9 protein-coding genes are annotated in these 14,823 nt (G+C 48.2%); 1 reads left to right on the top strand and 8 read right to left on the bottom strand.

Annotated elements, in window-relative coordinates:
* Positions 1 to 14: 14 nt before the first annotated feature.
* The 7 genes from nrdE to ABNN70_RS08420 all read right to left on the bottom strand — a co-directional run bounded on the left by nrdE (position 15) and on the right by ABNN70_RS08420 (position 12,699).
* Positions 15 to 2,120, bottom strand: a complete 2,106-nt coding sequence (nrdE, locus tag ABNN70_RS08450) for a class 1b ribonucleoside-diphosphate reductase subunit alpha (RefSeq protein WP_353947539.1) — start codon at positions 2,118 to 2,120, stop codon at positions 15 to 17.
* The gene (gene nrdI, locus ABNN70_RS08445; protein ID WP_129928667.1) at positions 2,083 to 2,466 is read right to left on the bottom strand and encodes a class Ib ribonucleoside-diphosphate reductase assembly flavoprotein NrdI; all 384 of its coding nucleotides are present in this window, start codon (positions 2,464 to 2,466) and stop codon (positions 2,083 to 2,085) included. Before nrdI ends, nrdE begins: the two co-directional genes overlap by 38 nt.
* Before the next feature lie 185 nt (positions 2,467 to 2,651).
* Positions 2,652 to 4,790, bottom strand: a complete 2,139-nt coding sequence (locus ABNN70_RS08440) for an RNA degradosome polyphosphate kinase (RefSeq protein ID WP_353947538.1) — start codon at positions 4,788 to 4,790, stop codon at positions 2,652 to 2,654.
* A 12-nt stretch (positions 4,791 to 4,802) separates the two neighbouring features.
* Positions 4,803 to 6,443 carry an exopolyphosphatase gene (locus ABNN70_RS08435; protein ID WP_129928669.1) on the bottom strand — a complete coding sequence of 547 codons (1,641 nt, stop codon included), beginning with the start codon at positions 6,441 to 6,443 and terminating at the stop codon, positions 4,803 to 4,805.
* Positions 6,444 to 6,646: 203 nt separating this feature from the next.
* Complete coding sequence (locus ABNN70_RS08430) at positions 6,647 to 8,104, bottom strand: glutamate synthase subunit beta (RefSeq protein WP_129928670.1); 1,458 nt, start codon at positions 8,102 to 8,104, stop codon at positions 6,647 to 6,649.
* Positions 8,105 to 8,146: 42 nt separating this feature from the next.
* A complete protein-coding gene (gene gltB, locus ABNN70_RS08425; RefSeq protein ID WP_353947537.1) occupies positions 8,147 to 11,350 on the bottom strand; it encodes a glutamate synthase large subunit in 3,204 nt (1,067 codons plus the stop codon).
* A complete protein-coding gene (locus ABNN70_RS08420; protein ID WP_353947536.1) occupies positions 11,302 to 12,699 on the bottom strand; it encodes a hypothetical protein in 1,398 nt (465 codons plus the stop codon). Before ABNN70_RS08420 ends, gltB begins: the two co-directional genes overlap by 49 nt.
* Positions 12,700 to 12,901: 202 nt before the next feature.
* Here ABNN70_RS08420 and ABNN70_RS08415 point away from each other — a divergent pair, with 202 nt between their 5' ends.
* Complete coding sequence (locus ABNN70_RS08415; protein ID WP_129928672.1) at positions 12,902 to 13,807, top strand: LysR family transcriptional regulator; 906 nt, start codon at positions 12,902 to 12,904, stop codon at positions 13,805 to 13,807.
* Positions 13,808 to 13,884: 77 nt separating this feature from the next.
* On the opposite strand, the gene lipA is transcribed toward ABNN70_RS08415, so the two are convergent.
* On the bottom strand, positions 13,885 to 14,808 hold the full coding sequence (gene lipA / locus ABNN70_RS08410) for a lipoyl synthase (protein ID WP_129928673.1): 924 nt from the start codon (positions 14,806 to 14,808) through the stop codon (positions 13,885 to 13,887).
* Positions 14,809 to 14,823 lie beyond the last annotated feature (15 nt).

The following is a 14,823-nucleotide window of genomic DNA, read 5'->3' as shown; positions in this document are numbered from 1 at the left end:
CATGCTTGATCGTATCATACGGCGCAGGCTGTGCATTCTTCCGGCGACAGCAGCTGTGTCCGCGTGTAATACAGTGATTTCAATCCTTTTTTATGGGCATAGACATAAAGCCGTGCCAGCTGTCTCGTGCTGGTCATGCTGTCAACATACAGAATGGTCGACACGCCCTGATCCACATGTCGCTGGATTTCGGCAATCATATCAATGACCCGGTACTGATTCGTCTGATACGCCGATTTAAAGTACCACATCGTCTGCGGGGACAGGAAGGGCATGGGATAGATGGTTTCGCTGTTACCGTATTTGCGCCGCTCAATGACATTGACAACAGGCATGACCGAACTGGTTGCATTCTGAACATAACTGATGGACTGTGTCGGTGCGATCGCAAGACGATAGGCATTATATAACCCGAATTTCATCACCTTTTCTTTCAGATGCGCCCATTCTTCCGTTGTTGGAATGTGAATCGCCTGAAACAGTTCGGCTGCACGTTCTGTCCGCGGACCAAAATACTCCTGTTCGTACTTTTTGAAGTAAGAGCCATCCGCATAGTCGGACTTTTCAAACCCCTTAAATGTTTCCCCGCGCTCCCGGGCAATCAGCATCGATTTTTCAATCGAATAATAATTGACCAGCGAGAAAAAGGTACGAGCGAAATCCCGGGCCTCTTCCGATTCATAGGCGATCTGGTTCTTTGCGAGGTAACCATTCAGATTCATTGCACCCAGGCCGACGGAATGCAGTTCCTGATTTGCAAGGCGTACTCCGGGAGCATTGGCAATGTGGGTCATATCGCTGACCTGGGTCAGTGCCTCGATGCCCGCATGGACAGAATCACGGATTTTGCCACTTTCCATCACGTTGACGATATTAAGTGAACCCAGAATACATGAGACATCACGGCGGATCAGATCAGGTACATCATAATCATTGATTGTTGACGTTTCCTGCAGCTGGAAAATCTCTGTACATAAATTAGACATTTTGATATTTCCGAGCCGGTGCAGCGGATGATTTTTATTGGCGTTGTCCTTATAAAAAATATAGGGATAGCCGGACTGCATCTGCATCTGGGCAATCAGATTGAGAAATTCACGTGCATCGGCACTCTTCTTTTTCACCGACGGATCAGCAACCAGCTGATCATACATTTCATCCATGTTCATATCATCCAGGTGTTTGCCATAAGCTTTATATACGGTATAAGGAGCGAACATGAAGAAGGGCTTTCCCTCTTCAGCCAGTTCGAAAAATTTTCCCGGTACGATCAGTCCGATGGAGAGCGTTGACAGCCGAATATCTTCGTCCGCATTCTCCTTCTTAGTATCCAGAAATTCTGGTGCATCCCAGTGGAAAATATTCAGATAAGCGGCACCGGCACCCGGTCTCTGGCCGAGCTGATCGGCATAGGAAAAACCAAGCTGCAGTTTCCGTGCAACCGGCACAACACCCTTTGCCACCCCTTCAACGCCTTTAATCGCTTCACCGCGGGCGCGTATTTTCGAAAGATTAAGGGCCACCCCTCCGCCAATTTTCGACAGCTGCTGGGATGTACTTTCTATGTAGTTGATTGAATTCAGAGAATCATCGGCTTCAATCAGAAAGCAGGACACCATTTCACCGCGTCTGGCTTTGCCTGCATTCAGGAAAGTCGGAGTCGCCGGCTGGTAACGTTGCTCCATCATGGCATGCATCAGCCGCAGCGCTTTATCAAAATCACCATGTGCAAGAAAGAGTGAGACAATAGACACGCGTTCATCATAGTTTTCCAGATAGTGAGATTTATCATTGGTTTTCATCGCATAGTCACGATAAAATTTACTTGCAGCCATAAAGGACTTAAATGTGAAGTTATAATCCGCCGCCATCCGGTGCAGGGATTCTATTGCCCTTTCATCATACTCACTGAATACATCATAATAGTAATGATGATCAACCAGGTTATGCAGTCGGTCTAAAATACTGTCGAACCGGACGGTCTTTGCACGTACTTCTTCCAAAAAAGCCTGAATAGCCTCCTGATCTTTTTCCAGCTGATAGAAGCCCTCTTTTCCACGTGTGAGCACCTCATTATTCAGCTCAATGTATGACTTCTGCCTGGTCGCTTCGTTCAACAAATGCCCTCACCCTTTCCCGAAAATTCACAACGTCTTCTGCTGTTCCGCCCAGCTCAAATTTGTATAATACCGGGACATGGCAGGTCTCTGCAATTACATCAGCGGCATGGGCAAAATTTCTGCCCCAGTTCCGATTGCCGCTCGCTGCTACTGCCCTCAGATAACGCCCGTTTCGCGCCAGAAAATGTTTGACGCACTCAGGGGCATCGCCGAACCCAATGGTGTTGGTCACCAGGATGAACGGCTGATCGACTGTATCTGTTTGACTGATGGGCTGAAATGAAAGCCCCGTTTTACTTAAAAAACGTCTGACATTTCCGGTCATACTTTCATATAATATGAGCACCGGAATCCCCCCTGAAAAAAGAAAAAAGCCTGTTCAGACTGTTTTCCAAATTATGTTCATTTTACTCGGATAGTACTACATATAGCCTGTAATCATTAATTTACCACAATATATAGTAAGTGGCAAGCAGTCAGCTCTTGTTCTGGCAGGCGAATCAGGGAAACACGGGAGATAAGCGGAGCGCATTATTTCTGCTCCTCCGGATTCTCTTTTCCGACGATCGGCGTAAAGGTACGCTGTTCATGGATGGACTTATGGCGGGTGATGGAACGCTTCTCCGCTTCACGTGCAAAATACTCCTGTGCATTCATTGCTGTTTTCCCTCTCCGGTCCTTCTTTCTGTATTTTCCGTCACGGCCAAGCACCCGGGTTTTCACATTATCGTTCATCATAATCCGGAAAATCTCAATAATCTGTGCCCGTATCTTTTCATCTTCTATCGGGAACATCAGTTCAACGCGTCTGTTCAGATTGCGCGGCATCAGATCTGCACTGGCCAGAAAAACTTTCTCTTCGCCGCCATTTCCAAAAATATATATCCGGCTGTGCTCCAGATAGCGCCCGACGATGGAATGAACCTCGATATGCTCACTGATTCCGGGTATCCCCGTCCTGAGGCAGCAAATTCCGCGGACAATCAGTTTAATCTTTACGCCTGCTGCAGATGCTTTATAGAGTGCCTTTATCATCCCGTCATCGGAAAGAGAATTCATTTTTGCATGGATGAAGGCCGGTTTCCCCGCCCGCGCGTTTTCCGTCTCGCGTTCGATCAGATCAAGTAACGTGTTTCTCAGCCAGAGCGGCGCCATGACCAGTTTGTGAAAATAAGGCGGCTCAGAGTAACCGGACAGCATATTGAAAACATTCGAGGCATCAATACCCATCTGCTCATTACTTGTAAGCAGACCCATATCCGTATAAAACTTTGCAGTAATATCATTGTAATTACCCGTTCCAAAATGCATGTAACGCTTGATACCGTTTGTCTCCCGTCGGACAATCAGAGCCATCTTACAATGCGTTTTCAGCCCGACAAGCCCGTATATGACATGGCATCCGGTTTTCTCCAGCTTTTGTGCCCAGTTGATGTTGTTTTCTTCATCAAACCGTGCTTTGAGCTCAACCAGAACGGTGACCTGTTTCCCGTTTTCCGCCGCTTTTTCGAGATAACGGATAATCGGTGAATTTCCGGATACACGGTAAAGGGTCATTTTTATCGCAAGTACACTTTTATCGCTGGACGCCTGCCTGATCAGCTCAATCACCGGTTCGAATGAATCATAAGGATGGTGCAGAAAGATATCATGTTTTCGCATGGTATCGAAAATAGAATGTTCCATCAGTTCATAATGAACGAACGGGTGATGAACCGGAAAACGCAGATTCTCGTTATCATCAAGTGTATCAATCATCTTCGAGAGAAAAGTCAGATCAATCGGTCCATTGACGCGATAGACGTTGTCGGCACTCACCGAAAGACGATTGATCAGTTTATGAATCAATCGATCACTGATCCCGGCTTCGACATCCAGGTGAATCACGTTACCGCGCTGTCGAAGACGAAGCTGTTTCTCAATTTCTTTCAGGAGGTCTTCCGTATCTTCCTCATCGACTTCCAGATCCATATCACGCATCACCCGATAGCATGACGCTTCATCAATATCATAGCCAATAAATAAGTCTCCCAGGTGACGGCGAATGACATTTTCAAGCAGGACAAAACTGACGCGGCCCGCCTCATCCGGAACCCGGATCACGCGGGAAAGGACATTGGGTACCTGAACGGTCACAAATTCAAGGTGTCTGGTGCCGCTCCCTTTTTTATGGATCAATGCGGCAATGTTGATGCTTTTATTTAAAATAAGCGGGAAAGGGCGCGAAGAATCCACCGCCATCGGCGTTAATACAGGGTATACTTCCCGGCTGAAATAGTGATCTGTATAATCGAGCTGTTTTTCACTGAGTTCCGCAAGCTCATAGATCCGGATGTTCTGCTCACTCAGCAGTTTTTTCAGGATGCGGTTATAAGTGGTGTACTGCTGTCCAATCATTTTGTGTGCCGCTTCACTGATCAGTGAAAGCTGCCTGTCCGGTTTCAGACCGGCGGGATCCGCCTTTTCATAACCGACGTTAACCATGTCACTGAGTGAGGCCACGCGAACCATGAAAAATTCATCCAGATTACTGGCCGTGATCGAAAGAAATTTGACGCGTTCAAACAACGGGTTATCTTTATCACGCGACTCTTCCAGTACACGCTCATTAAATTGCAGCCAGCTTAATTCACGATTTGTAAAATATTCTGTTTTCCCGTATTGATCCATGATTGAATCCCCTCATCCTTTTAATATCGGTTTCAATCCGTAAACTTCTTCAAAATATCCAGATTTTTCCCCAAATGTCAAATGTTCAAGGGATAAGTCATCTTCGGCTGCCGCAGTAATAACCACCTGGTCGTGTTTAAGAGAAACCGTGATACGTCGGACCTTCTGCTGGCGGCTGTCATCAAGGGCATCCGCAAGACGCAGAATAGCGGCAAGCTTGGCTACAATCAGTCTGCTGTCCGGATCAAGTATACTGAATGCTGCAGACCCTTTCACCGGAGTTTCTACACTGTGATAACGTGCAATACAGGCAATAATATCCCGTTCTCTGTCTGATACGCCAATGATTTCCGATGATTGGATGATGTAGTAAGAATGAATATAATGCGCATTCATATCGATGAAGCTTCCGGCATCCTGGAGAATCGCTGCCAGCTGCAGCAAAAGACGGCACCTTTTATCCAGCCCGTGAAGCGGCTTCAGACGATCAAATAAATGCAGCGCAAACTTCTCGACCGTAGCAATATGCTGCGCATCACAATTATATCTTGCCGCAATATTGCGTGCTGACCCGATAATATCCTCTGTGAAAGAATGATTAAATCTCCTTTTGTTATGTTCCAGTTCATTATGGATCAGGAGCCCGTCTGCCAGATCTGCTTCAGAAAGCAGAATACTCTTTGCGCCGGTCATCTCCAGCATGATTTTCAGTATCATGGCAGAAGGAAGAAGCTGATTGGCAGAGTCATAAGGTACCCGGTATTGCCGGGCAAGAACCTGAACCGGCATATTCAAAATATGGCGATAGAGTTCATTAAAACGTTCTCTGTTGATTTTATCGCTGCTTGTTTTCAAAAATGCTCTTTTAAATGCGAGGAGATCCGTTCCGACAAGAACAAAATGTTCGTAACGGACATTCTTCGGTGCAAACTGCTGATACCCGTTAATCTTGCTCATAATATAATCTTCCATGATATCTACATAATTACCCGTCTGCCCTTCAAGATTGCCAAGCATTTCGCGGATACGGAGCGGTCCCAGTTTGATGTTTCTGGAAAAAATAAATTGCCCGTTATTATAGACGGTCAATTGCATACTCCCGGAGCCGATGTCAATCAGCATGGTCCCTTCCTCAATCAGTTTACTGAATCCTTCTGTTTTATATGAAACCGCCTGATTATGCAGATAGCGTTCTTCCGCATTTGACAGCCATTCAAGATTAAGTCCTGTCTTAATCCGGATCTGTTCTTTGACATAGGCGGCATTTGCTGCCTCCTGAACAGAACTTGCGGCAACTGCTCTGTATTCATCCACGCCATAATCTTTCATAATCCGGACAAACCCGGCAAGCGCCCGGCAGGCCTGATCCACCGTACGGAAAGCAATCATGTCGTGATTATAGATATCGGCACCGATTGTGACATCGGCACTGACATCTTCGAGTACCTTAAGACTCGTCATATCGGCAATTTTCAGGTCGATCACCTGTAATCCTACTGTTATGGACGCAAAGAGTCTGTGTCTTCCCGTCGTCTTCACCCCATTTTCACAAGCCCTGTCTTTTCTTATCCGTAAAAATTCTTTGGATGATCGTGTCAGCGAACCCTGCCTCAGCCGGTGCCAGAGGCGGCCGGCCGGCAGGGTTTTCTTCATGAAACGGCATATTTCTGTCTTTATTATAAAGTAAAAGAACAAAGAACTTAACCGTCCTGACCGATCTTTACAAAAAAACACAGGATACTCCGGTCTCAGGTTTACTCCTGTCACCTGGATAAGACACTAAAGACAAAGAAAAACCCCGAACATTTTGCAGATGTTCAGGATAATCATACATGATCTTTATTTTCCTGTCTCATTCATTTCATCAGTGCATATTTTTTGTCCAGATAAAGATCGACAGCCGCAGCAACCCGGCGCCCCTCTTCGATTGCCCATACAATAAGGGAAGCACCCCGGCGCACATCACCTGCTGCAAATACGCCTTCCCGGCTGGTCATATAACTTTCTGCATCTGCCTGGACCACACGACCCGACGGATCTTTATCAACCTGAAAATCATCGATCAGCCGGTCTTCCGCACCAATGAAGCCGATCGCGATCAACACGATGTCGGCATCCCAGATCCGCTCTGTCTCATCTGACTGATCTGACTTAAATAATCCGGTAACCAGCTGTTTGACATGATTCTGCTCATCACCAATAAACTTGTTTGTCTTTATATAGTATGCACGCGGATCCCTGCCGAGCAGCTGGTCAGCTTCTTCGTAAGCATAATCCAGTGAGAAGACATTCGGATGTTCCGGCCAGGGATTATCTTTCTGCCGCTCGTCCGGGAGTCTGCCATGCTTTCCGAACTGCACGACACTGGTGCATCCCTGACGCAAAGCTGTTGCGACACAGTCTTCCCCTGTATCACCGCCGCCGATCACGATGACGCGTTTTCCTTTTGCATTTAAATCCGCTTTTAGCGGTTCACCATAGAGTAAATGGCGATTACTTGCTGTCAGATAAACCATCGCCGGATTAATGCCATCGAGATTCCGTCCTTCAATCGACACATCCCGGTGCTTTCCCGCACCCGTGCAAAGCACAACGGCGTCATAATCGTCCCGAAGTTCTGACGGCGTGATGTCCCTGCCGACATCCACACCTGTCCGGAACGTTATCCCTTCCTTCTTAAGCAGACTGATCCGTCGATCGACAATATCCTTTTCAATTTTCATGCTGGGAATACCGTACATCAGGAGACCGCCCGGGCGGTCTGAACGTTCAAATACCGTGACCCTGTGGCCGATCTTGTTGAGCTGATCGGCACAGGCAAGTCCCGCCGGGCCCGATCCGATGACAGCTATTTTCTTATTTGTTCTGCGTCTGGGCGGATGCGGCGTAACCCATCCTTCTTCAAATGCCCGGTCGATAATGGCCCGTTCAATAGATTTAATGGAAACCGGCTCACTGACAAAACCTGCCGTACATGAGCCTTCACACGGTGCCGGGCAGGCTCTTGCCGTAAATTCCGGAAAATTATTTGTTTTCGTCAGACGTTCGTAAGCTTCTTTCCAGAGTCCATGATAGACAAGATCGTTCCACTCCGGAATCAAGTTGTGAATCGGACAGCCGCTTGTTCCTCTGTTCAGAACAGTACCCAACTGACAGTAGGGTGTCCCACAATCCATACAGCGGGCAGCCTGATTTCTGACATCTCCTTCTGACATGGTCAACCGGTATTCATTCCAGTCATGAACCCGCTCAAGCGGTAAACGTTCTTTCTGATTCTTCTTCTCTATATTCAGGAAACCCATCAGTTGTCCCATAGTCACTCTTCATCCTTTCCGGATTTTCCCGATAATCACTTATTATACCGGCTGGTATTTGACATAGCCGGCCGTCAGCTTTCCACTCTTCTTTAAATAAAAAGCCTGTTCCTGAGCCTGCTTCTGAGACAGGCCTTCCGACTCCAATCGACTAATCTGTGCCAGCATGGTTTCATAATCGCGCGGGATGACTTTGACCAGCCGCTCAAGTGTCTCACTCCAGTGATCAAGCGCAGCCTTTGCTTTCGGGCTGCCGGTATAAGCGAGATGATTTTTCATCAGTTCGTATACCTTCATCTGCTCATCTTTCTCCGTCACTCGTTCGATATTGACGAGCGCCTGATTAATATGATGAACCAGCTGATCTTCGGGCTGTTCAGAAAGGATATAAGCCACTCCGCCGGACATTCCGGCAGCAAAATTCCGTCCTATTGCACCGAGAATGATCACGTTTCCGCCTGTCATATATTCGCATCCGTTCTCACCGACTCCTTCGACCACCGCCTGTGCCCCACTGTTGCGGACACAGAACCGGCCGCCGGCAGTACCACGGATATAGGCTTCTCCATCCGTGGCACCAAAAAAGGCAACGTTCCCCATCATCGCCTGAGCGTCGGTATTCACACCGGCCACTTCTTCAGACCTGATGATCACTTTACCACCGGAGAGACCTTTTCCTACATAATCGTTGGCGTCGCCGATAAGTGACATCGTGACCCCTTTGGGAATAAACGAGGCAAAGCTCTGGCCGGCACTTCCGGCAAACTGAAGATTGATGGTATCCTCGGGTAAACCGCGACCGGCTGTAGACTTGGAAATCACATACCCCAGGGTAGTGCCCACCGTCCGATCTGCATTTCTGATCTTATAGGACAGATGAATCGGATGTTTATTTTCAATCGTCGACAGGCATGTAGATATCAGATGACGTTCATCGAAACGACGTTCCATATGATGATCCTGAGCCCGCGCAAAATGCCGTTTGGAGACATCGCTTTCGGCCTGATAGAGAAGATCCGAAAGATCAAGATGCTTTGCTTTCCAGTGATTATGCACTTCTTTTTTAATCCGCAGCAGGTGCGCCTGACCGATCACCTCATCCAGTGAGCGATAACCCAGATCAGCAAGCTGTTCGCGGAGATCCTGAGCGATGAAAGTCATAAAGTTGACAATGTAATCCGGACTGCCGGAAAAATTTTTGCGCAGTTCAGGATTCTGAGTCGCAATGCCGACAGGACAGGTGTCCAGATGACAATGGCGCATCATCAGACACCCGAGCACAATAAGCGGAGCTGTCGCAAAGCCGAACTCTTCAGCACCCAGGCAGGCAGCAATCAATACATCGCGGCCTGTCATCAGTTTTCCATCCGTTTCCAGTCTGACACGGTCGCGAAGCCCGTTCTTCATCAATGTCTGATGGGCTTCGGCCAGGCCGATTTCCCACGGAAGTCCGGCATGCTTAATCGATGTTTTGGACGCGGCACCTGTCCCGCCGTCATGGCCGCTGATCAGAATCACGTCGGCTTTTCCTTTCGCAACACCGGCAGCGATTGTTCCGACCCCGCCTTTGGCGACCAGTTTCACACTTATTCTCGCTTTTGGATTACTGGATTTCAGATCATAAATCAGCTGCGCCAGATCCTCAATAGAATAAATGTCATGGTGAGGCGGGGGTGAAATCAGGGCCACACCGGGCGTTGCTCTTCTTGTATGTGCAATCCAGGGGTACACTTTACCGGCAGGGAGCTGACCGCCCTCGCCCGGTTTTGCACCCTGTGCCATCTTGATCTGGAGTTCTGATGCTTCCGAAAGATAGTAGCTTGTTACGCCAAAACGTGCCGAGGCCACCTGTTTAATGGCACTCCTGCGCCAGTTACCCTTTGCGTCAGGGGTGAATCGTTCGGGATTTTCGCCGCCTTCACCGCTGTTGCTCTTTCCGCCAATCCGGTTCATGGCTATGGCCATGGCTTCATGTGCTTCTTTGCTGATTGATCCATAGGACATAGCCCCTGTTTTAAATCGTCTGAACAGGTTTTCAACGGGTTCGACCTCATCGACAGGAATCGGTTCTCTGTCTCTTTCGAAAGTCAGCAGGCTGCGAATCGTTGAGAATGGGGCATTGTCAACCATTTCCGCATAATCTTTATATAATTTATAATCATTTCGTCTTGTCGCCTGCTGAAGCATATGAATAATGAGCGGTTCAATTTTATGCTGCTCACCGCCCCTGCGCCATTGCAGCGTACTGCCGGCATCGAGTGATCTGAGTCTTCCTTCCCTGAGTTCATCAGTGGCTTTTCTGTGCCGTAAAATCGTTTCCTCAGCGATCTCGTCGAGTCCGATACCGCCGATCTGGGAAACGGTACCTTTAAAATATTTTTGAATCAGTTTATCTGAAAGGCCGAGCGCTTCAAATGTCTGAGCACCCCTGTAACTCTGTATAGATGAAATACCTACCTTGGACATGATTTTCACAAGGCCGCCGACAAGTGCGGCTATATAATTCTTTTCGGCCGTTTCCTCATCCATAGTCAGATGTCCGGCCGTTCTCAGCGCACAGACCGTTTCAATGGCCAGATACGGATGAATGGCGTCTGCTCCGTAACCCAGCAGTAAAGCCACCTGGTGGCTGTCGCGCGGCTCTCCGGAATCAACAATCAGACTGACCTCCGGCCGGGTCCCCTTATCAATCAAATGATGATGCAGGGCACTGACTGCCAGCAGCGAAGGGATCGGCAGGTGATGTTCATCAATTTTTCGGTCAGAGAGAATCAACAGGGAAACCCCTTCATGGATCAGCTGATCAGCCCGTAAAATCACCTGATCCAGCGCATCGGAAAGGCCCTTCTCCCCCTTATCTGCCGTAAAGAGTGTGTCAATCGTCGCCGACTTGAGCCCCTGACGGGTTACAGCGCGGAACGTGCGGCGATCCAGTATCGGATGCTCCAGCCGAATTTGTCTGGTCAGGTGATGCGTCGGGTCAAGAAGTCCGACATGAGGGCCAAGCCAGGTGATCTTCGACATGACCCATGCCTCCCGGATCGCATCAATTGGCGGATTCGTCACCTGGGAGAACCATTGCTTAAAATAATCAAATAAGAGCTGCGGTTTATTGGAAAGAACAGCAAGCGGGGTGTCGTTTCCCATCGAACCGGTGGGTTCCTTTCCCTGTTCTGCCATCGGCTGTATCGCTTTGGTTACATCTTCATACGTATACCCCTGCACTTTCTGCTGATAAAGTCGCACGCTACGGGGAGTTTCTCCGGTTCTGCTGCTCCTCCTTTTAATTCAATAACCGTCTTTTTCAATAATTCCTGATAATTTTCAGAAAGGCTGATCTCTTTTTTGAGCTCGTCGCTCGGAATAATTCTTCCTTTCTCCGTGTCAATGAGCAGCAGCTGTCCAGGCTTCAGGTGACATCTTTCACGAATGTTTGCCGGATCCAGATCAGCCACACCCACCTCGGAGGAGAACACAACCTTGTCATCATTTGTAATATAGTAGCGGGCAGGGCGCAGACCGTTACGGTCCAGAACAGCACCAATCTGTTTACCGTTACAAAAGCCGAGCGCCATGGGACCATCCCACGGTTCCATCAGCCGGCTGTGAAATTCGTAGAACTGACGCAGATAATCCGGAAGTTCAGAATCCCCTTCCCACGGTTCCGGCACCATCATCATAATGGCATGCGGCAGCGAGAATCCGTGGAACGTCAGAAATTCCAGCACATTATCAAAAATGGCTGAGTCACTGCCTTCCGGATCAATAATCTGAGGCAGTCTTCCGCCCGACAGCCGTTTAGCCATGGCATTAAACCAGCTTATATTCCCGCGGATGGTATTGATTTCGCCATTATGAACAATCATACGGTTCGGGTGTGCCCTCTCCCAGCTTGGGAACGTATTTGTACTGTAGCGGGAATGCACTAAAGCGAGTGACGAAATAAAACGCTCATCCTGTAAATCCGTATAATAAGCGGCCACTTCTTTTGCACGAAGCATACCTTTATAGACCAGTGTCTGGCTGGAAAGACTTGCGACATAGATTTCACCTTTCAGCTTCTCTTCGATCGCTTTTCTTAACAGATACAATTTGATGTCCAGAGCCTGCCCTGAATCGTGAGATGCCGTCCCGATAAACATCTGCATCATAAACGGCGCTTTACTGCGGGCAAGCGGCGTGATTTCATTTTCAGATACCGGAACATCGCGTTCTCCATAAAGTCGCATGTTGCGTGCGGAAATACATGCCTTGATCTTTCCTATGGCCACAAGCCGGCTTGAACGGTCCTGAGGAAGGAAAAACATGCCGACGCCATAATGCCCGGCTTCAGGAAGAGAAAACGTGCACACTTCCTGAAAAAAACGATCCGGAATCTGTACAAGAATGCCAGCCCCGTCACCTGTTTTTCCATCAGCAGCTTTACCCGCCCGGTGATCAAGACGAGTGAGCATTTTAAGTGCTGTCCTGACCACATCATTTGTCGCCCGTCCTTTTATATCCGCATACAGACCAATACCACATGAATCATGTTCAAATTCAGGACGGTACAGGCCTTCCGTAACCTTTTCTCCTGTTTGACTTGTTGGCAGCATTAACCTCATCCTTCCTTCTGTATGCCATCATCACTCGTATATCTGCATCTATCTGTTCCACTTTTCAGAAAATGCTTTTCTGTCTCTTATCATTTTATTCCGAAAAGTATGTTGATTATATTTTACACTTTATATATCAATCTTTACAATATATAATTAAGAATATATCAATCTCATATTGATATGAATGGAGTCGGGATACATGGAATTGCGGCAAATTGAATATTTTATCGAAGCAGCAAAACGTGAACATATGACTAAAGCCGCCGAATCCCTGCACGTTGCCCAGTCAGCAGTCAGCAGGCAGATTGCGGTACTCGAAGAAGAACTTGGTATCGCCCTGTTCACACGAAAAGGCCGAAATATCCAGTTGACACCGGCCGGGAAAATCTTTCTGGAACATGCAGAGCGGGGATTAATAGAACTGAATAAAGCCAGACAAAAAATCAGGGAGCATCTTAATCCGGAAACAGGCACGATTCCTCTCGGGATCTCGACAAGCCTTTCCGTTCATACGCTGCCTGTCATCCTGCAAAACTTTAGAAAAGCCCATCCGGGCATTAGTTTTCAGTTGCATCAGGGGACGGTTCCCTACCTGATCCGGATGATTGAACAGGGGCGGATTGATCTCGCCTTTGCCTCCCCCGTCCCGAAAGATATTGACAGTGTTTCAAGCAAAATTCTTTACAGCGAACGACTGGTACTTTTGCTGCCGAAGCATCACCTTTTTGCAGGGCGCGGCCCGGTATCCTTATCCCAGCTGAAAGACGAACGGTTTATTACGTTCCGGAGCCGGCTGTCCCTTCAGGAATTGTTCCGCGAGGCCTGCGCGCAGGCAGGATTTAAGCCGAACATTGTCTTTGAAGGAGAAGATATGGATACGATTAAGGGACTCGTTGCTGCTAATTTCGGTATTGCGTTAATGCCGCAGAACTCGGTAGCCTATAATCTGTCTCCTGAGATTACAACCGCTGCGATTGAAGCGCCAAGAATATCCCGAACGGTCGGAGTCATCCGGCCGCGGGACCGGGAACTCGCCCCGTCAGAACAGCTGTTCTCCAGTTTTACAGATCAGTTCTATGAACGGTTGTATCGTTTTGGGCAGTAATACATGTGATGATATAAAGCGGGCATCCGGTTTGAAGACCGGATGCCCGCTTCCTATGTGTCAGGCCGTCTTTGTCTTTACTGACCGGACTCTTCTTCCTCAGCAATCAACCGGTCATGCCTCCTGCGTGACTCTTCGCCCACCTGTTCATCAGCATGATAGGAGGTACGCGCGAGCGGTCCCGACACACAATGACGAAAGCCTTTGGAAAGGGCAATTTCTCTCAGCTCATTAAATTCTTCCGGACTGTAATAACGCACAACGTCCAGATGTTTTCTCGTTGGCTGAAGATACTGACCGATAACCATAATGTCGACATGGTTGGCCAGTAAATCGTCCATAACCTGCAGTATTTCTTCCTTTGTTTCACCAAGACCCAGCATAATACTGGATTTAGTAGGTGTATTCGGGCTCAGTTCCTTGACCCGGCGCAGAACGGCAAGCGATCGGTCATAAGTTGCGATCGCCCGGACTCTTTTGGTTAATCTGCGAACGGTTTCTACATTATGGTCAAAAATATCAGGCTTCGCATCCATCAGGGTCTCGATACTTGCATCGTCACCCTTCATATCGGAAGGAAGAACCTCAATGGTACAGTATGGCACTTTTCTCCGGATGGCCCGGACCGTCTCGGCAAAAACACCGGCACCGCCATCATTCAGATCATCACGGGCAACTGCAGTAATGACGACATGACGAAGTTTCATTCTTTTCACTGAATCGGCAACGCGCTCCGGTTCTCTGAGGTCAAGTTCTGTCGGCCGTCCTGTCTTAACGGCACAAAACCTGCACCCGCGGGTACAGATATCACCAAGAATCATAAAAGTTGCGGTTCGTCTTGAAGCCCAGCATTCGTGGATGTTGGGACATTTCGCTTCTTCGCAGACCGTATGCAGCCTCTCCTGTCGCACTAATGTCCTGATTCCGCGAAAATCCTGGTTTGTATTCAGTCTGATCTTCAGCCAGTCCGGTTTTCTCAGAAATTCTCTATGTTTCTCCATTGAAGTTCTCCCCTT

Source organism: Sporolactobacillus sp. Y61 (assembly GCF_040529185.1).
Classification (GTDB): Bacteria; Bacillota; Bacilli; order Bacillales; family Sporolactobacillaceae; genus Sporolactobacillus.
The sequence above is the reverse complement of the archived record's forward strand: the minus strand, read 5'-3'. Positions and strand labels throughout refer to the sequence as shown.

Coding starts and splice junctions, on each gene's coding strand:
- ABNN70_RS08420 (WP_353947536.1), bottom strand. CDS start 12,699: ATGCTGCCAACAAGTCAAACAGGAGAAAAGGTTACGGAAGGCCTGTAC.
- lipA (WP_129928673.1), bottom strand. CDS start 14,808: ATGGAGAAACATAGAGAATTTCTGAGAAAACCGGACTGGCTGAAGATC.
- ABNN70_RS08435 (WP_129928669.1), bottom strand. CDS start 6,443: ATGAAGAAAACCCTGCCGGCCGGCCGCCTCTGGCACCGGCTGAGGCAG.
- ABNN70_RS08440 (WP_353947538.1), bottom strand. CDS start 4,790: ATGGATCAATACGGGAAAACAGAATATTTTACAAATCGTGAATTAAGC.
- ABNN70_RS08415 (WP_129928672.1), top strand. CDS start 12,902: ATGGAATTGCGGCAAATTGAATATTTTATCGAAGCAGCAAAACGTGAA.
- ABNN70_RS08430 (WP_129928670.1), bottom strand. CDS start 8,104: ATGGGACAACTGATGGGTTTCCTGAATATAGAGAAGAAGAATCAGAAA.